The 18,866-nt window shown below is 72.7% G+C and carries 17 protein-coding genes; 5 read left to right on the top strand and 12 right to left on the bottom strand.

What is annotated here, in order from left to right:
• Window position 1 precedes the first annotated feature (1 nt).
• Window positions 2-1,507: an aldehyde dehydrogenase family protein gene (locus AC3WRM_RS07985; protein WP_492247533.1), complete on the bottom strand. Its 1,506-nt coding sequence runs from the start codon at window positions 1,505-1,507 to the stop codon at window positions 2-4.
• A gap of 199 nt (window positions 1,508-1,706) precedes the next feature.
• Between AC3WRM_RS07985 and AC3WRM_RS07980 the strand changes: the two genes are divergently transcribed.
• Complete coding sequence (locus tag AC3WRM_RS07980) at window positions 1,707-2,936, top strand: lipase family protein (RefSeq protein ID WP_492247534.1); 1,230 nt, start codon at window positions 1,707-1,709, stop codon at window positions 2,934-2,936.
• Here AC3WRM_RS07980 and AC3WRM_RS07975 read toward each other — a convergent pair.
• The gene (locus AC3WRM_RS07975) at window positions 2,933-3,469 is read right to left on the bottom strand and encodes a gluconokinase (protein WP_492247535.1); all 537 of its coding nucleotides are present in this window, start codon (window positions 3,467-3,469) and stop codon (window positions 2,933-2,935) included. The genes AC3WRM_RS07980 and AC3WRM_RS07975 overlap by 4 nt on opposite strands.
• A gap of 32 nt (window positions 3,470-3,501) precedes the next feature.
• Here AC3WRM_RS07975 and AC3WRM_RS07970 point away from each other — a divergent pair, with 32 nt between their 5' ends.
• Window positions 3,502-4,185, top strand: a complete 684-nt coding sequence (locus AC3WRM_RS07970; protein WP_492247536.1) for a FadR/GntR family transcriptional regulator — start codon at window positions 3,502-3,504, stop codon at window positions 4,183-4,185.
• A gap of 5 nt (window positions 4,186-4,190) precedes the next feature.
• Here AC3WRM_RS07970 and AC3WRM_RS07965 read toward each other — a convergent pair whose 3' ends face one another.
• The 4 genes from AC3WRM_RS07965 to AC3WRM_RS07950 form a co-directional block, all read right to left on the bottom strand.
• Complete coding sequence (locus tag AC3WRM_RS07965) at window positions 4,191-5,567, bottom strand: GntP family permease (protein ID WP_492247537.1); 1,377 nt, start codon at window positions 5,565-5,567, stop codon at window positions 4,191-4,193.
• Between the two features lie 134 nt (window positions 5,568-5,701).
• Window positions 5,702-8,359 (bottom strand): DEAD/DEAH box helicase, encoded by a 2,658-nt coding sequence (locus AC3WRM_RS07960; protein WP_492247538.1) that lies wholly within the window; start codon window positions 8,357-8,359, stop codon window positions 5,702-5,704.
• Window positions 8,360-8,410: 51 nt separating this feature from the next.
• Window positions 8,411-8,731, bottom strand: coding sequence for a putative quinol monooxygenase (locus tag AC3WRM_RS07955; protein WP_492247539.1), 321 nt, complete (start codon window positions 8,729-8,731; stop codon window positions 8,411-8,413).
• 106 nt (window positions 8,732-8,837) lie between these two features.
• Window positions 8,838-9,242 (bottom strand): thioredoxin family protein, encoded by a 405-nt coding sequence (locus AC3WRM_RS07950; RefSeq protein WP_492247540.1) that lies wholly within the window; start codon window positions 9,240-9,242, stop codon window positions 8,838-8,840.
• 158 nt (window positions 9,243-9,400) lie between these two features.
• Between AC3WRM_RS07950 and AC3WRM_RS07945 the strand changes: the two genes are divergently transcribed.
• Together AC3WRM_RS07945 and AC3WRM_RS07940 are read left to right on the top strand one after the other, a co-directional pair.
• Entirely contained in the window at window positions 9,401-10,993 is a 1,593-nt protein-coding gene (locus AC3WRM_RS07945) for a DUF7669 domain-containing protein (protein WP_492247541.1), read from the top strand.
• Window positions 10,994-11,060: 67 nt separating this feature from the next.
• On the top strand, window positions 11,061-11,237 hold the full coding sequence (locus AC3WRM_RS07940; RefSeq protein WP_492247542.1) for a hypothetical protein: 177 nt from the start codon (window positions 11,061-11,063) through the stop codon (window positions 11,235-11,237).
• 103 nt (window positions 11,238-11,340) lie between these two features.
• On the opposite strand, the gene cspE is transcribed toward AC3WRM_RS07940, so the two are convergent.
• Entirely contained in the window at window positions 11,341-11,547 is a 207-nt protein-coding gene (gene cspE / locus AC3WRM_RS07935) for a transcription antiterminator/RNA stability regulator CspE (protein WP_055967782.1), read from the bottom strand.
• Between the two features lie 206 nt (window positions 11,548-11,753).
• Window positions 11,754-12,254: a CAP domain-containing protein gene (locus tag AC3WRM_RS07930; protein ID WP_492247543.1), complete on the bottom strand. Its 501-nt coding sequence runs from the start codon at window positions 12,252-12,254 to the stop codon at window positions 11,754-11,756.
• A 251-nt stretch (window positions 12,255-12,505) separates the two neighbouring features.
• Here AC3WRM_RS07930 and AC3WRM_RS07925 point away from each other — a divergent pair, with 251 nt between their 5' ends.
• Window positions 12,506-14,899: an immune inhibitor A domain-containing protein gene (locus AC3WRM_RS07925; protein ID WP_492247544.1), complete on the top strand. Its 2,394-nt coding sequence runs from the start codon at window positions 12,506-12,508 to the stop codon at window positions 14,897-14,899.
• A gap of 81 nt (window positions 14,900-14,980) precedes the next feature.
• Here AC3WRM_RS07925 and AC3WRM_RS07920 read toward each other — a convergent pair whose 3' ends face one another.
• From AC3WRM_RS07920 to AC3WRM_RS07905, 4 genes are all read right to left on the bottom strand, one after another.
• Window positions 14,981-16,300, bottom strand: coding sequence for an MFS transporter (locus AC3WRM_RS07920; RefSeq protein ID WP_492247545.1), 1,320 nt, complete (start codon window positions 16,298-16,300; stop codon window positions 14,981-14,983).
• Window positions 16,284-16,718, bottom strand: coding sequence for a MarR family winged helix-turn-helix transcriptional regulator (locus tag AC3WRM_RS07915; RefSeq protein ID WP_492247546.1), 435 nt, complete (start codon window positions 16,716-16,718; stop codon window positions 16,284-16,286). Before AC3WRM_RS07915 ends, AC3WRM_RS07920 begins: the two co-directional genes overlap by 17 nt.
• A 133-nt stretch (window positions 16,719-16,851) precedes the next feature.
• Window positions 16,852-18,066 (bottom strand): APC family permease, encoded by a 1,215-nt coding sequence (locus AC3WRM_RS07910; protein WP_492247547.1) that lies wholly within the window; start codon window positions 18,064-18,066, stop codon window positions 16,852-16,854.
• Between the two features lie 2 nt (window positions 18,067-18,068).
• Complete coding sequence (locus AC3WRM_RS07905; protein WP_492247548.1) at window positions 18,069-18,866, bottom strand: exodeoxyribonuclease III; 798 nt, start codon at window positions 18,864-18,866, stop codon at window positions 18,069-18,071.

The following is an 18,866-nucleotide window of genomic DNA, read 5'->3' as shown; positions in this document are numbered from 1 at the left end:
GTCAGTCCCGCGGTGCGGGGTCGGCGCCGAACCAGCCGCTCGGCGCGGGTCGGGCGTTGTGCCAGACGTGCTTGGACTCGCGGTACTCCTCGAGCCCGGCCAGCCCCAGCTCACGGCCGACGCCGCTCTGCTTGAAGCCGCCCCACTCCGCCTGGGGCACGTACGGGTGGTAGTCGTTGATCCAGACCGTGCCGTGCCGCAGCCGCGACGCGACGCGCTCGGCACGGCCGGCGTCCTGCGTCCAGACGGCACCGGCGAGCCCGTAGATCGTGTCGTTGGCGATCGAGACGGCCGCGTCCTCGAGGGTGTCGGCGTCGTCGCCGGTGAACCGCTCGACGGTGAGCACCGGACCGAAGCTCTCGTCCTGCACGCACGACATGTCCGCCGAGCACTCGTCGAGGATGGTCGGCAGGTAGTAGAAGCCGTCGGCGAGCGCCGGGTCGTCAGGGCGTGCCCCGCCCACCCGCAGCACCGCTCCCTCGGCGACGCCCGCCGCGACGTAGGCCTCGACCTTCTGGCGGTGGGCGGCGCTGATCAGCGGACCGGTCTCGGCCCGCTCGTCGTCGGGTCCGCCGAGGCGGATCCGCGAGGCGCGCGCGACCAGCTCGTCGACGAACCGGTCGTGGATCGAGTCCTCGACGACGAGCCGCGTGCCGGCCGAGCAGACCTGGCCGGAGTCGAGGAACACCGCGGTGAGCGCGTTGTCGACCGCTGCCTCCCAGTCGGCGTCCGCGAAGACGACGTTGGGGTTCTTGCCCCCGAGCTCGAGCGCGACCTTCTTGACGGTGGGGGCGGCCGCCGCCATGATCCGCCGGCCGGTCACGAGACCACCGGTGAACGACACCAGGTCGACCTCGGGCGCCTCGGTGAGCGTCGGCCCCACCCGGTCCCCGGCGCCCAGCACGAGGTTGGCGACGCCGTCGGGCACGCCGAGGTCGGCGAGGGTGCGCACCAGCCAGATGGCGGTCGACGGCGTCAGCTCGCTCGGCTTGAGCACGAAGGTGCACCCCGTCGCGAGGGCCGGCGCGACCTTCCACGACGTCTGCAGTAACGGGAAGTTCCACGGGGTGATCAGTGTGCAGACACCGACGGGCTCGTGCACGACCCGGCTCGAGACGTGGGGCTGACCGGTGTCGACCACGCGCCCGGCGTCGGCCTGCGCCAGCCCGGCGAAGTGCCGGAACACGCCGACGACGTCGTCGACGTCGATCCGTGCCTCGACCATGCGCTTGCCGGTGTCGAGGGCCTCGAGGCGTGCGACGTCCTCCTTCTCGGTCTCGAGCCGGTCGGCGAGACGGTGCAGCAGCGCGGCGCGCTCGGGTGCGGGCGTCCGGGGCCAGGGCCCCTCGTCGAAGGCCCGGCGCGCCGCCCGCACCGCGTCGACCGCGTCGTCGGGGGTCGCCTCGGCGACGGTGGTCACGGTGCGTCCGTCGGCGGGACAGCGGATCGTGCGGCTCTCGCCGTCCGACGCGTCGCGCCACCGGCCGTCGATGAACAGGGTGGTCAACGGATCCTCCTGGGGTCGGTCGGTCCCTGGACCCAATCGGTTCTGGGAGACGTTCGCAAATCAGGGGTCCGCAGACCGTCGTCGGTGTGGCGGGGCGCACGTCCGACCGGCGGCGACGACCCCCGTGTTGACCTGTGATGGAACTCACCACCAGACTGAGCGAGCGCGACCGAGGGTGTCGCGCAGAGGGGGTCCCACCATGTCTCAGTCCGTCCTGTACCGACGGCGTCCGTCCCGAGGACGTCGTCTCCTGCTCGCTCTCGCCGCCACGCTCGGCGCGGGCCTCGTCGCCGCGCCGCCGGCGTCGGCCGACGACTTCTACACACCGCCCGCGGACACGTCGGGTGCGCCGGGCACCGTCCTGCGCAGCGAGCCGTCGGTGTTCTACCTCGACCCGCTCAAGGCGCTGCGGGCCCCGGCCGACGTCACGCGGGTGATGTACACCAGCGCCAACGCCAAGGGCCCGACGGTCGTGACCGGCACGATCCTGAAGCCCAAGACGGCCTGGTTCGGCGTGGGGGAGCGTCCCGTCGTCGCGTACGCCGTGGGTACGCAGGGCATGGCCGACCGGTGCGCGCCCTCGCGGCAGCTCGCCGCGGGCACGGAGTACGAGGGCGCCTTCATCAAGGGCCTCCTCGCACGCGGCTACACGGTGGCCGTCACCGACTACGAGGGTCTCGGCACCCCGGGCGTGCACCCGTACGTCGACGCGCGGTCCCTCGGGCGCAACGTCCTCGACTCGGTGCGTGCCGCCCAGCGCCTCGGCATCGTCACGTCGACGGCGCCCGTGCTCGTCTCGGGCTACTCCGAGGGTGGCAACGCCGCCGCCGGTGCCCTCGAGCTGGCCTCGTCGTACGCGCCGGAGCTGAAGCTGAAGGGCGGCTACGCCGGCGCCGTGCCCGCCGACCTCGCCCGGGTCGCCCCGAAGCTCGACGGCTCGCCGTACGCGCTCTTCCTCGGGTACGCCGTCGCCGCGCTCGACGACGCCGAGCCCCAGCTGCGCATCCGGGACCTGCTGAACACGCGGGGCACGGAGTTCCTGGACCGCGTGCTGGACACCTGCATCGTGGACGGCATCCTGCCGGGTGCGTTCACGCGCACCTCGACCCTGACGAAGGAGGGCCGGCCGATCTCCGACTACCTCAGCCGGCCGGACATCGCCGCCGCGCTCGCCGAGCGCCGCCTCGGGGCGGTCCGACCGTCCGTGCCGAGCCTGGTGAGCCACTCCGGGCTCGACGACGTCGTCGACTACGGGCAGGGTCGCGACATGGCGCGGTCCTGGTGCTCCCAGGGTGCCAAGGTCCGCTTCCAGACCCTGGTGACCCCGACCCACGTCGGGGGGTTCGTGTCCGGGTTCCCCAGCGCGTTCGCGTTCCTGGAGGGACGGGTGGCCGGCACGCCGTTCGTCTCGAACTGCGGCACCTTCTAGCGCAGCACTGCACCGCGCCCGGCGAGGGCTCGCACGGCCGCGACGCCCCGCTCGACCACCACGTCGAGCGGGGCGTCGACGTCGATCGCCGTGCCGAGCTCGTCCGGCTCGAGCGGCTCGAGGGTGGCGAGCTGGCTGCGCAGCAGGCTCGGCGGCATGAAGTGCTCGCGCTCCTCCATGCGGCGGTGCAGCACGTCGGGCGCGGCCACGAGGTGCAGGAAGGCGACGGTCCCCGGCGGCAGGGTCCCGCGGAGCAGGTCGCGGTAGGTGCGGCGCAGCGCCGAGCACCCCAGGAGCGTCGAGGTGCCCGCCATCTCCCTGCTGGCGAGCACGTCGGCGAGCTCCTCGAGCCAGGGGCGTCGGTCGTCGTCGGTCAGCGGCGTCCCGGCCGCCATCTTCGCGATGTTCGCCGCCGGGTGGTGCTCGTCGCCCTCGACGTACGGGACGCCCAGTCGCTCGGCCACGCGCGATCCGACCGCGGACTTGCCGGTGCCCGAGACGCCCATCACGACGACCTGCAGCGCGCCGCTCACCCCCGCCCCCCGGACGCCCTAGAGTCCTTCTCATGCCGACCGCGCACGAGGAGGTCCTGGCCGATCTCGGTCCACGCATCGTGGACGGTCTGCTCGCCCCCGGGGAGGCGCTGACGCTGGACGCGATCCGCGCGGACTACGAGGTCTCGCGCACCGTCGCGCGCGAGGTCGTGCAGGTGCTCGCGTCGATGGGCCTGGTGGAGAGCCGCCGCCGGACGGGCGTGACCGTGATGCCCGAGGAGCGGTGGGACCACTACGCCCCGTCGGTGATCCGCTGGCGGCTCGCCGGACCCGGCCGCGGACGTCTGCTGCACCAGCTGGCGCAGCTGCGTGCGGCCGTGGAGCCCACCAGTGCGGCGCTGGCAGCCGCCCACGCGACGCCCGAGGTGCGCCGCCGGCTGCTGCGGCTGGCCGACGAGCTGGAGCGCACCGGGGCCGGTGGCGACCTGCAGGCCTTCCTCGAGCTCGACGTGACGTTCCACCGGCTGCTGCTGGACGGCACGGGGAACCCGATGTTCCGGGCGCTCGGCGACGTCGTGGAGGAGGTGCTGCGCGGTCGCACCGACCACGACCTCATGCCGGCCGAGCCCGCGCCCGAGGCGCGGCGACTGCACGCCGAGGTGGCCCGGGCGGTCGCGGCGGGGGAGGCCGAGGCGGCTCGGGCGGCGATGCACGCGATCTGCGCCGAGGTCGTCGGTCAGCTCCGACCGGACTGAGCCACTCATGCGACCAGAGGGTAGGCGACGGCGGCGAGGGCCAGGGCGCTGAGGCCCAGGGTGGTCTCCATGACGGTCCACGTCCGCAGCGTCGTGCGGACGTCCAGGCCGAAGAAGCGGCTGACCAGCCAGAAGCCCGAGTCGTTGACGTGCGACAGGACCGTCGCCCCGGCGGCGACGGCCGTCACGAGCAGTGCGACCTGCACGTCGGAGAGGTCCGCGGTCTGCGCCGCGACGAGACCGGACGCGGTCGTGAGGGCCACCGTCGCCGAGCCCTGGGCCACCCGCAGCGCCGCCGCGAGCAGGAAGGCCTGCAGCAGCAGGGGGACCCCCAGGCCTCCGAGCGAGTCGGTGAGCGCCGCACCGACGCCGCTGGTGCGCAGGACCCCGCCGAGCATCCCGCCCGCGCCGGTGATGAGGATGACCGAGCAGACCGGACCGAGCGAGGCGTCGAGCAGGGCGCCGGTCTCGGCGAGGGAGCGTCCGCGGCGGCCGAGGGTCGCGATCGCCAGCAGCAGCGTGAGCAGCAGCGCGACGGGCGTGGTCCCGACGAGCACCAGGGCGTCGACCCAGCGGTGCCCCTCGGCGAGGGTGCCACCGGCCACGAGGGTGGTCAGGACGGTGTTGAGACCGATGAGCACGAGCGGGACGAGCAGGATCGAGAGCACGAGCGCCACGGGCGGAGGCGTCGTGCCGGGCCCGCCGTCCTGCTCCTCGCCCAGCAGCAGGGTCGGGACGTCGACGTGCACGCGCGCTCCGACCCACCGGGAGAAGAGGTACACGCCCACGTACCAGGCGATGACCGCGATGGGCAGGTTGACCAGCAGGACGACGCCGAGGTCGCCGCCCATGACCGTGCCGGCCGCGACGGGTCCGGGGTGCGGCGGCAGGAGCGCGTGCGTCGCGGCGAAGGCACCGGCGGCGGGGAGTGCGTAGACCAGCACCGACCCGCCGAAGCGACGCGCCACGGTGAGCACGATGGGCAGGAAGACCACGAGGCCCGCGTCGAAGAAGATCGGCAGCCCGAAGAGGAACGCCGCGACGCCGAGCGCGAGCGGGGCCCGACGTTCGCCGAAGCGTGACACCAGGGTGTCGGCGAGCACCTGGGCGCCGCCGGACGCCTCGAGGAGACGCCCGATCATCACGCCGAAGCCGACGAGCAGGGCTACGGAGGCGAGCGTCGAGCCGAAGCCCGACGTCAGCGCGGTGGGCACGTCGACGAGCGGGATGCCGGTCGCGACCGCCGTGAGCAGGCTGACCAGGACGAGCGCGACGAAGGCGTGCAGCTTGACGCGGATGATGAGGACGAGCAGGAGGACGACGGCGGCGAGCGCGATGGCCAGCAGGACGCCGGTCCCGTGCACGGGGTCGATGGGATCCACGAGGACTCCGGACGTGAGGGGACGGCGGTCACCCGAACGAGGCGACGCAGGACGTGAGGCAGGTCACGTGAGCGTGCCACGAAAGGTAGTACCAAGGCAAGTCGGGGTGACGGTCCGGCGGCCCGGCCGGAGGGTCAGCGTCGCAGCCGCACCAGCTCGACGAGCTCGGCGTCCGTCAGCTCGGTCAGCGCGCTCTCGCCCGCGTTCACGACGGCGTCGGCGAGAGCGCGCTTCGAGGCGATCAGCTCGGCGACGGACTCCTCGATCGTGCCCTCGGCGATGATCCGGTGGACCTGCACCGGCTTCGTCTGACCGATGCGGTGGGCCCGGTCGGTGGCCTGGTCCTCGACGGCCGGGTTCCACCAGCGGTCGTAGTGGATGACGTGGTCGGCGCGGGTCAGGGTCAGGCCGGTGCCCCCGGCCTTCAGCGACAGCACGAACACCGGGACCTCGCCCGCCTGGAACCGCGTCACCATCTGCTCGCGCGTCGGCACCGGGACGCCACCGTGGAGGAACTGCACCGGGATGCGCCGCTCGGTCAGGTGTCGGGTGAGCAGGTGGCCCATCTGGGCGTACTGCGTGAACACGAGGGCGGCCCCGTCGGCCGCGACGATCTCGTCGAGCAGCTCGTCCAGCATGTCGAGCTTTCCGGACCGGCCCGTCAACGTGGCCCGCGGCTCGCGCAGGAGCTGCGCCGGGTGGTTGCACACCTGCTTGAGCTGCGTGAGGAGCCGGACGACCAGCCCACGACGCTGCATGCCCTCGCTCGACTCGATCTCCGCCATCGTCTCGCGGACGACCGCCTCGTAGAGCCCGACCTGCTCCCGGGTGAGGTGCACCCGGTAGTCGGTCTCGGTCTTCGGGGGCAGCTCGGGCGCGATCCCGGGGTCGCTCTTGCGGCGACGGAGCAGGAACGGGCGCACGAGGCGCGACAGCTCGCCCGCGCGGTCGCGGTCCTGGCCCCGCTCGATCGGCCGCGACCACCGTCGACGGAACTCCTCGAGCCCGCCGAGCAGGCCCGGGGTGGTCCAGTCCAGGATCGACCACAGCTCGGTCAGGCCGTTCTCCACGGGCGTGCCGGTCAGGGCGAGCCGGACCGGCGTCGGGATGGAGCGCAGGGCTCGGGCGGCCGCGGACCTTACGTTCTTGACGTACTGCGCCTCGTCGGCGACCACGACGCCCCAGCCGGGCTCGAGCTCGGCGAGGTCGGCCGCGTCGCGACGGAGCGTGGCGTAGGTCGTGACGACGAACCCCTCCGTCACCCCGACCAGGCTGCGGCCGGCGCCGTGGTGCCGTCTGACCGGCACGCCCGGGGCGAAGCGCTCGATCTCCCGGACCCAGTTGCCCACCACGGACGCGGGGCAGACGACGAGCGTCGGCGCGAGGGGCTGCCCCGCCGCGCGGGCCTGGTCCTCGAGGTGGAGGTGCAGCGCGATGAGCATGACGGTCTTGCCGAGGCCCATGTCGTCGGCGAGGATGCCACCCAGCCCGAGGTCGACGAGCTGGGCCATCCAGCGCAGGCCGTCGCGCTGGTACTCGCGCAGGGTCCCGGACAGCCGCGGCGAGGGCTCGACCGGGTCGCGCGCGCCGTGCTCGGCGAGCCGCCGGCGCACGTCGTCGAGCCACCCCTCCGTGGACACCTCGGTACGCACGTCGTCGATCTCGATCTCGCCCGAGACCGCGGCCCTCAGGGCCTCGACGGCCGTGAGCTGGTGCGTGCGCCGTTCGAGCAGGGCCTGGGTGCGAGCCGGGTCGACGAGCACCCAGCGCTCGCGCAGACGCACCAGGCCGTGCTGGGCGTCGGCGAGGGTGTCGAGCTCCTCCGCGGTGAGCGTGTCGTCGCCGAGGGCGAGGTTCCAGTCGAAGCGGAACACCTGGGAGCGGCCGAACGCCCTCGGCCGGTCGTGCGGCATCGCGTCGCCGACCCGTCGGACGGTGGGTCGCGAGTCGAGCGAGCGGACCAGCCCGTCCGGCCACAGGACCTCGACCCGGTAGGAGCGCAGCAGGCTGGCGACCCGGGTGCGTCCGAGCTCGCCGACCTCCTCGGCCGTGAGCGGCACGGACCCCTGGTCGAGCCGACCGAGCATGCGGGTGAGGGTCGGCCAGGCCGCAGCAGCCGTGCTGACCAGGGTCCGGACCCCGGGCCGCGCGCCGGCACCGAAGTGGTGGTCGTCGCGACGCCACAGGTCCGCGACGTCGACGGCCGCCCACGACGCATCGAGCGGCTTGACCTTCAGGCGCACGTCGGCCACGTGCCCCTCGGCGTCGGTCGACTGGCGGAAGGTCACGACCAGCTGGCCGCTGAACGCGCGCGGACGGACCGGCGCCTGCTCGACGAGCGGAGGCGCCGTCGCGGCGTTCGGTCGGGTGCGTCGCCGCATGCCCTGCGGGTCCGGGAACGCGTCGTCCTGCGGCTGCGTGGCGACGGCGGGCGCGTCGACCGCGAGTGCTGCGAGGAACCCCCGGACCTTCGCCTGGCCCGATGCGGCGTCGGCGCCGACGGAGCGCGCCGCGTCCTGTAGCTGCGAGGCCGACGTCGAGTCCGGGGCGGCGAGTCGGCCGGTGGCCATGAGCCGCAGCGCGAGGATCGCCGGCGTGGCCCACGCCCGTACCGACGGGTCGGCGTTCATGGTGCGGATGCCCTGGCTCAACGGACCGATCGCCTCGGTGGCCGTGACCTCGTGCTCCCCGTCGGGCGCCGAGAACACGAACCGCGAGGCGGCCGGGTCCTCGGCGACCACGAAGTCGACCGGATGACGCAGCAGCACGCGCAGGTCGGTGGTCGTGGGCATCCCTCTAGTGTCCCTCACGCGGTCCGGCGACGGCGCAGGGGTCTGTCGCGCTCAGTCGACCTGGAGCTCGCCCATGCGACCCCAGCCGTCGACGGGGATCGTCTGGCTGATGATCAGCGGCGTGGACGCGAGCAGCGGACGCATCGCCTCCAGGCCGTCGGCGAAGTGCTGGCTCGAGACGTGCGCCTCGGCGGCGTCGTCCTGGAAGCCCTCCACGAGGACGAAGGTGTTCTCGTCCTCCAGGCTGCGCGACCACTCGAAGAAGAGGTTGCCCTCCTCCGCCCGCGTGGCCTCGGTGAAGGGGCGCACGGCCTCCGGCCACTGCTCGACGGCCTCGGGGCGCACGGTGAACTTGACGTTGATCAGGATCATGGGGTCCCTTCCGGTGGTGGTGTCTCGACCCTAGGGCGCGATCGGCGGGCCCGCCGTCCGGGCCGCGGGGCGGGGACGACGGCGGTCCGTCGCGATCGGGCGGTGGTCAGGCGGGCGCGTCGGGCGTGCCGGGCGTGCCGGGCTGCTCGGCGGCGCGCGCCTCGGCCACCTGACGGTGGACGTCCTCCATGTCGAGGTCGCGGACCGCCTGGATGACCTGGTCGAGCGCCGGCGCGGGCAGTGCACCGGGCTGGCTGAACACGAGCACGCCGTCGCGGAACGCCATGAGCGTGGGGATCGACGTGATGCCCGCTGCGCCGGCCAGCTCCTGCTCGGCCTCCGTGTCGATCTTGCCGAAGGTCACGTCGGGGTGCTGGTCGCTCGCGGCGTCGTAGACGGGCGCGAACTGCCGGCACGGACCGCACCAGGACGCCCACCAGTCCACGAGGGTGATGCCCTCGCCGGTCACGGCTTCCTCGAAGCTCTGGGCGGTGAGGTCGATGGTCGACATGGGATTCCTTCCGCAGACGTCAGGGGTCGTACCCGGGCGTCAACGACGCGTCGGACGGTCGCATTCCCTGTGATCCACGTCCCGTCGCGTCATGGATCGCGGGTGCCCGTCTCTGCGTACCTGTCGAGGAGCGGCAGCAGCGAGGATCGGGAGGTGCGGTGAAGTACGACAAGCCAGTGTGGCAGCTGATGTACGCGTGCGCCGACGCGATGCCCGATCCGTTCGGCTACGAGCACGTGCACCGCTGGTTCGCCCGCCGCTACCCGGAGGTGAGCCAGGCGACCATCCGGGCACACCTGGTGGGCCTGTGCGAGGGGGGCCGGCCGAAGCAGCCGCAGTTCGCGGTGAGGTCTCCGCTGTTCCGCCGGGTCGCGCGCGGACTGTACGAGGTCATCCCTCCCGAGGAGCGCAAGCTGGACCCCGACCTGCCCGACCACCCCGACGAGCCGCCCGCTCCTGCCACCCCGGCCGCACCTGGCACCCCGCCCGCACCGGTCGACCGCGCACGGCGTGAGGCGAGGTTCGAGACGTCGGCGTTCACCGAGGCGACCGTCGTGCAGGCGCGTCCCGAGCCCGACGTCGAGGCGCGGCACGACGGGCCGGAGGCGTCGGCCCGGCTGGCGACCTTCGAGGACATCGTCGAGCGTGCCGGCCTGGCCGGGCCGCGGCTGGAGGTCCGCGACCCGACGGCCGAGTCCGCGGATGTGCTGCTCCTGGCCGGCGCGGGCGAGCGGGTGCTCGTGCCCGCACCGGCCCGCGAGGTCTACCGTGCCGACCGCTTCCAGGCCGCACGGCTGCGGGCGCAGGCGCGCGGTGCGACGTGGTTCGTGCTCTCGGCCGAGCACGGCCTGCTCGAGCCGGGGGAGTGGGTCTCGCCCGACTCGCGCGAGCTCGCCGACCTCGACCCGGTCTATCGCGGCGTCTGGGCCCAGTGGGTCCTGGTGCGCCTGGAGTCGCTCGACGGCCCCGTCAGCGGTCGGCGGGTGCACCTCGTCGCGCCCGAGGCGTACGTGGGACCGCTCGCCGCGGTGCTGCAGGACGCTGGGGCGGAGGTCACGGTCGGCGGCGACGAACCGCGCCCGGTGCCGGTCGTCGCGGAGCCGAGGGCCGTCGTCGACCAGTCCGAGCCCGCGGTCGCCGACGACGCCGTGCACGAGCCGGTGACCGTCACGAGTCCTCCGTCGGTCGCCGAGGCCGGGCAGGCAGCTGCGTCGCAGGACGGTCCCGGCGACGCCGTGGCGGCCGCGGTGCAGCACCTCGCGAACGCGGAGCACGCCGTGCCACCCCAGAACCTCGACGCGATCCAGGAGGTCGCCGGGGTGTTCGCGTGGCACGTGGACGCCGAGGGCGCCCGCGTGCTGAACCGCAGCCTGATGCTGCCGGTGGGTGCGGGTGTCCTGCACGTGGGCCACGCGGGAGCCGTGGGCCGCACCGACGACGTCGTCACGACGGTGCGGCACCTCGTGCAGACGGTCCAGCTGCACGGTCGTTCGCGCTCCTCGACGTTCCGCGCCGCCCTCGCGACGATCCTGCACGAGCCGTTGCGGGCGCGCGGTCTGGACGACCCCGCCGTCGCCGACTGGATGCAGCAGCACCTGCGCGTCGTCACCTGGCCCATGCACGACCGGGAGGCGATCCGTGAGCTCGCCCAGCACGTCGTGGAGGAGCTGGAGCCGCCGCTGAACGTCGACCACCTCCGTGCCGTCGAGGTGCGGCGTCGCCTGGGCGAGCTGCGTCGCGAGATCCGCTGAGCGGCCGTCGAACACTACCGTCCGGTAGGGGTGTCGCCACCCCAAACATGAGACTAGCCTCATGAACATGGACGATCTCACCTTCGACTTCCGCCCCTCCGACGTCGCCGCCGCGTCCGCGCGGTTCCCCGGTCGTCCGTCGGGCGCCACCCACCGTCCGATCGCCGCCGACGCCACGGTCGCGGTCCGCGAGCGCGGCACCGACTTCGCCCAGCACGCCTGGGACGAGTCCGGTCACCTCTGAGAGACCGGACCCGGTGCCGTCACCGCGTGTCCCTCACGCGCCGGTGACATGACACGGCCCCGCGAAGCCTGCGCTTCGCGGGGCCGTGTCGTCGGTGCCGAGGTCAGTCCAGCGGACGGATGTTCGCCGCCTGCAGGCCCTTCTGGCCCTGCTCGACGTCGAACTCGACCTTCTGGTTCTCGTTGAGCGAGCGGTAGCCGCTCGTCTGGATCGCGCTGAAGTGGGCGAAGACGTCCTCGCTGCCGTCGTCGGGCGCGATGAAGCCGAAGCCCTTGTCGGCGTTGAACCACTTGACCGTTCCGGTTGCCATCTTTCCTACTACTCCTTCGGGTGCGTCCACGACCGTCGTGGGCGCGTCGTCCGTCGTTTCACCCGCTGAGCAGAGCGCCCGGTATGTGCGGTCCCCGAGCTGCCGGCACGGTTAAATCCAACGGCAACGACACCAGCCTAGGACACGGTCGCGACCCGGGCCGAACGCCGCCTCGGCGCGTCGGGGGCTCGGCCCGACGCGGCCGGCTAGCGCGCCTGCCCGTACAGCGCGACGGAGTAGTAGCGGTCGTTGCTGTCGCGCCACGCGCCCACGCCGATCCGGCGGAAGGCGGCGTTCATCTGGTTGGCGCGGTGCCCGCCGGACGTCATCCAGTTGATCTTCGAGCACGAGGAGGAGCAGACCTTGTCGGTGGAGCGACCGACGACGCTGCGACCGTCGGCGTAGCCGAACGCCAGGTTCTCGCCGATGCTGCGCAGGCCGCACTTCTTCATGATGGCCTGGAGCGACGCGGACGAACGGTGGACGAGTCGCTTCTCCTGCGTGGCGAGGTGCTTGGCCCACGAGTCGGCGTACCCGTCCATGCAGCTGTTGAGCGCGAGCTTCGGCCGGTCGAACTTCGCCCGGACCCCGTTGGTCTGCTCGAGGATCTGCTGCGAGTAGACGCTCACCCGCACCACGGCGTGCGCGGAGCCTCCCGTGAGGCTCACGAGGAGGGCGGTGAGAACGACGGCGATGGTGGTGCGCATGGTGGTCCTGACGTCAGGGATGGGACTGTCGTCAGTGTCACACCTCCCGGGCCCGAGTGCCAGCGACCACCGCGTCGGAGCCGGGGAGAACTAGTTCTTTAGTACTAGTCGCCGGTGAAGTCAAGACTGTCGTCGTCCTCAGCAAACGTTTAGGTTGGCTCGAGCCTCGTGTCGGACGAGCCCACCGGCCCGCCGACGCGACAGGGGGCCGACCGGCCCCCGAGACATCAGTTGTTCCTAGGGGGGACCACGTGAAGCGTGTCACGTCATGCGTGCTCGGGATCGGGCTCGCGTCATCGCTCGGACTCACGTTCGCAGCACCGACCACGGCGGCCGAGGCGCCGCCTCAGCAGGGGGCCGACCGGGTCCAGAAGGACCACGACCTGCCGAACCCGCTGGAGGACAAGCGTCGGGAGCTGCGCGAGCAGGCCGTCGCGTCCGTCGTGAGCGGCGAGGCGAAGCCCGTCACCCGCAACGGCAGCACCGTCGTGAAGGTGGGCGAGGCAGCCGCACCGGCCGACGCCGCGACCCTCGCGAGCCCGAAGGCGTCGCGCAGCGCGAAGGCCAAGGCCTCGAAGGGCAAGCGCAAGGACCAGTACGTCGAGCTGTCGCAGGAGCGTGCCGACAAGGTGTTCGTCATCCTGGCGGAGTTCGGCGACGAGCGGCACCCGGACTACCCGGACGCCGACACCGACCCGTCCACGCCCGGACCCGAGAAGTTCGACGGCCCGCAGCACAACCAGATCGAGGAGCCGGACCGGACGAAGGACAACTCCACCGTCTGGCAGCCCGACTACGACCGGCAGCACTACCAGGACCTCTACTTCAAGGAGGGCAAGGGCGTCGAGTCGGTCAAGACGTACTACGAGACGCAGTCGTCGGGCCGGTACACGATCGACGGCACCGTGTCGGACTGGGTCAAGGTCAAGTACAACACCGCCCGCTACGGCCGCGACGACGCCTCGACGTGGAACCTCATCCAGGACGCCACGACGCAGTGGGTGGCCGACCAGCGCCAGGCCGGCCGCACCGACGCGCAGATCAAGCAGCAGCTCGCGGAGTACGACGTCTACGACCGCTACGACTACGACGGCGACGGCGACTTCAACGAGCCCGACGGCTACATCGACCACTTCCAGATCGTCCACGCCGGGCACGGCGAGGAGGACGGTGACGCGACGTACGGCGAGGACGCCATCTGGTCGCACCGCTGGTACGCCTTCCTGACCGACCAGGGGGTCACCGGGCCGGCGCAGAACCGCCTCGGCGGCACGCAGATCGGTGACACCGGCCTCTGGATCGGCGACTACACCGTGCAGCCGGAGAACGGCGGTCTCTCCGTCTTCGTCCACGAGTACGGCCACGACCTCGGCCTGCCCGACGCGTACAGCACGGCGGGCGGCGACAACAGCAACGAGTACTGGACCCTCATGGCGCAGTCGCGGCTCAACGCCAAGGGCGAGGCGCTCGGCGAGCGCGCCGGCGACCTGGGTGCCTGGGAGAAGCTGCAGCTCGGCTGGCTCGACTACGAGGTCGTCGGGACCCAGGAGAAGCGGACGCTCGAGCTCGGTCCCCAGGAGTACAACACGGCGAAGGCGCAGGGTGCCGTCGTCGTGCTCCCGAAGAAGGAGGTCACCCGTGACCTCGGCGCCCCGGCCGCCGGCTCGAAGCAGTTCCACTCGGGCTCCGGCGACGACCTGGCCAACGCGATGACCACCGAGGTCAGCATCCCGGCGGGCGCCACCGACGCGGTGCTGAAGGCGAAGGTGCGCTACGAGATCGAGGAGGGCTACGACTACGCGTACGTCCAGGCGTCGACCGACGCCGGCGCGACGTGGACGGCGCTCGACGGGACCGTCGGCGGCACGCCGATCGGCGACGACACCTCGGGGCGTCCGGGCATCGACGGGGAGCAGAAGACGTGGACCGACCTGTCGGTCCCGCTCGACGCGTACGCCGGCACGACCGTCCAGCTGCGGTTCTTCTACAAGACGGACGGCGGTCTGGCGCTGCCCGGCCTGTTCGTCGACGACGTCGCGGTGACCGCGGCCGGCTCGACGCTGCTCGCCGACGGCGCGGAGGACGGTGCCGCCGCGTGGACGTTCGACGGCTTCAGCGTGGTGGGGGCGACGACCACGGACGCCTACGACAACTTCTACGTCATGGGCCACCGCTCGTACGTCTCGTACGACCGGTACCTGCGGACCGGGCCGTACAACTTCGGCTTCGCGAGCACGCGTCCCGACTGGGTCGAGCACTACGCGTACCAGCAGGGGCTGCTGATCTCCTACTGGGACACGTCGCAGGCCGACAACAACACCATCACCCACCCGGGCGAGGGTCGGAACCTGCCGATCGACGCCCGACCGCGACCGATCATCGACAGGACGACGGGCAAGCCGTTCCGGGCCCGCGTCCAGGTCTACGACGCGCCGTTCTCGATGCGCAAGGCCGACTCGATGACCCTGCACACGGACGGCAAGCCCACGTACATCCGTGGACAGGCCGCCGCCCCGCTCTTCGACGACACGAAGAAGTACTTCTACGCGGAGGCGCCGCAGCACGGCGTGAAGCTGCCGGCCGCGGGGGTCAAGGTCCGGGTGCTGTCGGAGAAGGGCACCTCGATGAAGGTCCGGTTCAACTGACCTGACCAGGACGACCGGACCGGGGTCCCGGCCACACGGGGCGCGCACCAGCAGGTGCGCGCCCCGTCGTGGTGGACCGGCTCAGCGGGCGTGCAGGGCCTCGTCGATGGCGCCGGGTGCGCCCCCGAACTCGTCGGCGACCTCGCCGGCGACGTCGTCCTGGTCGGTCACGACGTGTCCGTCCTCGTCGAGGCCGGCGTCGGCGTCGCGCAGCGCCCGGTGGGCGGTGGACAGCACGACCGCGGCCCCCAGGACGGCGACCGCCGCCACGGCGAACGGCACGTGCACCGACCATGCCTGCACCATCCGACCGGCGGCGAAGGGCGCCAGCCCGCCGCCGATGAAGCGGACGAACCCGTAGGCGGCGGACGCGACGGGACGCTCCACCGGCGAGATGGTCATGACCGCCTGCGTCATGAGCGTGTTGTTGATGCCGATGAAGATGCCCGCAGCCACGACGCACCCGACCATGAGGCGCTGGTCGGTGGGGTCGGTGGCCATGAGGGCGAGGTCGACCGCGAAGAGGGTGAAGGCTGCGTACAGGGAGACCGACGTGCCGAAGCGCTGCTGCAGCCACGGGGCGGCGATCACCGAGAAGAACGCCACGAGCACGCCCCAGGCGAAGAAGACCCAGCCGAGCTGGGTGATGGACAGCGCCATCGGGAACGGTGCGTAGCCGAGCATGGTGAAGAAGCCCCAGTTGTAGAGCAGTGCGGCCACGCTCATGGTCGCCAGGCCGCGGTGGCGCAGGGCCTTGAGCGGGGCGCTGAGCGGCGTCGCGTGGGTGGGCTTCGGCGTGGAGGGCAGCAGGAGCACGGTCGCGACCAGCGCGATGGACATGAGGACGGCGACGCCGTAGAACGGACCGCGCCAGCTGATGTTGCCGAGGGTGCCGCCGACCAGCGGGCCCGCCGCGATGCCGAGGCCGAGCGCCGCCTCGTAGAGGATGATCGCCCCGGCGAACCCTCCGCGGGCGCTCGAGACGATCGCGGCGAGCGACGTCGCGATGAACAGGGCGTTGCCCAGCCCCCAGCCGGCGCGGAAGGCGACGATGCCCTCGATGCTGCCGCTGGAGCCGGCGAGGGCCGAGAAGACCACGATGATGGCCAGGCCGACCACGAGCGTCCGCTTGGCCCCGAACCGGCTGGACACCGCGTTCGTCACGAGCATGGCGACCGCGGTGACCACGAGGTAGCTGGTGAACAGCAGCGTCACCTGGCTCTCGGTGGCGTCGAGCTGCTCCTTGAGCGCGGGGAGGATCGGGTCGACGAGACCGATCCCCATGAAGGAGATCACGCACGCGAAGGCGACCGCGTACACGGCCTTCGGCTGCCCGAGCAGGCTCGCTCGGGCGGAGCCGTGGCCGCCGGTGTCGGATGTCTGGTCAGTGGGGCTGGTCATGGTCCTCCTGGGTCAGGTCGACGAGCGCGTCGACGGCGCGGTCGAGGGCGTCGAGTCGGTCGGGTGAGAGGCGGCCGAGTCGGGCGGCGATCAGTGCGTCCTGGCTCCGGCGACGTTCCGCGAGGGCGGAGCGTCCGGCGTCGGTGATCGCGACGAGGGTCGCTCGGCGGTCGCTGGGGTCGCTCGTGCGGCTGACGAGGCCGGTGGCCTCGAGTCGCTGGACGAGTCCGGTCATCGCGGGCTGACCGACGGCCTCGAGCCGGGTCAGGTCCGAGACGCGGCACGGACCGTGCCGGTCGAGGGCGGACAGCGTCCCGGCCGCGGTGCGGCTCAGGCCTCGCGTGGCGGAGTCGCGGGACACGACCGCCACCAAGTCGCGCAGGGCCTGCGTCAGGCGTGCGACATCAGGTTGCTGCATGCAACCAACTATATCAGCACCTGATGTATTACGCCCGAGCCCACCCTCCCCTCCCGCGTTTCGTGGACATCGTGACGGTTTCCGCGCCCGAGATCGTCACGATGTCCACGAAACGCGGGGAGGGAGAGGCGGCTCAGGCCGCGGCGCGGGGGAGGGTGAGGCGGCCGGCGGCGAGGCCGACGACGACCACCGCGATCGTCCAGAGCACGCCGGCGAGGGGGAGGGCGAGGACGAGCAGGACGCATCCGAGGAGCCCCGCGACCGCGAGGACCCGCAGGACGGTGCCGTCGAGCGTCAGCGCCGCGGCGTTGGTGAGCGCGTAGTAGACGAGCACGCAGCCGCTCGAGGCCGCCACCGCCTCGACCGCGCCCACGAAGGGCAGGGCGGCCACCACGACGACCGCGACCGCGAGCTGGGCGGTCGCGGGCACGCCACGGGAGGACTCGTGGGACAGCACCCGCGGGAGGTGTCGGTCGCGGCTCATGGCCAACGTGGTGCGGCTGACCCCGCCGAGGAGGGACAGCAGCGCGCCGCCGGCCGCGACCACGGCCGTGACGGCGACGGTGGCGGTGAGCACGGGGTGGCCGAGCGTGTCGACCGCGTCGGCGACGGCGCGGTCGCTGGCGCCGGCGACGTGGGGCGGGAGGGCGCGAGCCACCGCCGCCCCGGCGACGACGTAGAGGACGGTGACCACCGCGAACGAGACGGCCACGGCGCGCGGGATGGTGCGCTCGGGGTCCCGCACCTCCTCGCCGAGGGTCGCGAGGCGGGCGTAGCCGGCGAAGGCGAAGAAGAGCAGCGCCGCCGCCTGCGGGACCGCCTGCAGGTCGATCGCGTAGCCGACCCCGTCGTCGCGCGGCGCCTCGCCGAGGACCAGGAGGGACGTCGTCCCGACCACCAGCACGACCAGCACCGCCGACACGGTGAGCGCATCGGCCGAACGGCGGGCGCCGGCGAGGTCGACGGCCGTCAGCACGGCGACCGCGAGGACCGCGAGCGTGGTCGCGTGTCCGGGGGCCACGTGGGCGCCGACCGCCAGCGCCATCGCCGCGCAGGACGCGGTCTTGCCGACCACGAACACCCAGCCGGCCAGGTGCCCCCAGGTGGCCCCGAGGCGTTCCCGCGCGAACACGTAGGTCCCGCCCGCGGCGGGATAGCGGGTGGCGAGCCGGGCCGACGCCAGGGCGTTGAGTCCAGCCACGAGCGCCGCCAGCAGCACCGCCCACACGACGAAGACGCCGGTACGACCGACGGCCGGCCCGAGCGCGACGAAGACGCCGGCCCCCAGCATCGACCCGGCCCCGAGGCCGGTGGCCCGGACGGGACCGAGGACGCGGGCGAGCGCCACGGTCAGAGGGCGTAGTCGACGACGAGCGGGGCGTGGTCGGAGAACCGCTCCGCGTAGCTCGCGGCGCGGTCGACGCGAGCGGAGCTGACGGTGGCCGCCAGCTCCGGCGTGGCGAGCTGGTAGTCGATGCGCCACCCCGTGTCGTTGTCGAAGGCCTGGCCGCGCCACGACCACCAGGTGTAGGGGCCCTCGACCTCGCCGGCGTGCGCCCGCGCGACGTCGACCCACCCGAGCTCGTCGCGCACGCGGTCGAGGTAGGCGCGCTCCTCCGGCAGGAACCCGGCCTTCTTCAGGTTCCCCTTCCAGTTCTTGATGTCGAGCTCGGTGTGGCCGACGTTGAAGTCTCCCGTGACCACCGCGTGGTCGGCGTGCTCACGCAGCTCGGCGAGCCGCACGAGGAGCTGGTCGAGGAACCGGTACTTCTCGTCCTGGCTGGGCGTGCCGACGCCACCGGAGTGGACGTAGGCCGAGACGGTCGTGAGAAGGCTGCCGTCGGGCAGGACGAGGTCGGACTCGACCCAGCGTCCGGCGTCGTCGAAGGACGGGTCGCCGTGGCCGACACGGTGCGCCTTGGGCTCGGTGCGGCTGAGCACCGCGACGCCCGCGCGACCCTTGGCGGCGGCCTCGGTGTGGACGACGTGGTAGCCGGTGTCGGCCATCAGCTCGTGCACGAGCGCGTCGGGCGCGCGGACCTCCTGCAGGGTGACGACGTCGGCGTCGGCGGCCTCGAGCCAGGGGCCCATGCCTCGGCGGAGGGCGGCGCGGATGCCGTTGACGTTGACGGTGGCGATGCGGAACAC

This window comes from Aeromicrobium sp. EU05-FHT14F07 (genome assembly GCF_058790455.1).
This window is presented reverse-complemented; position numbering and strand designations above follow the sequence as displayed.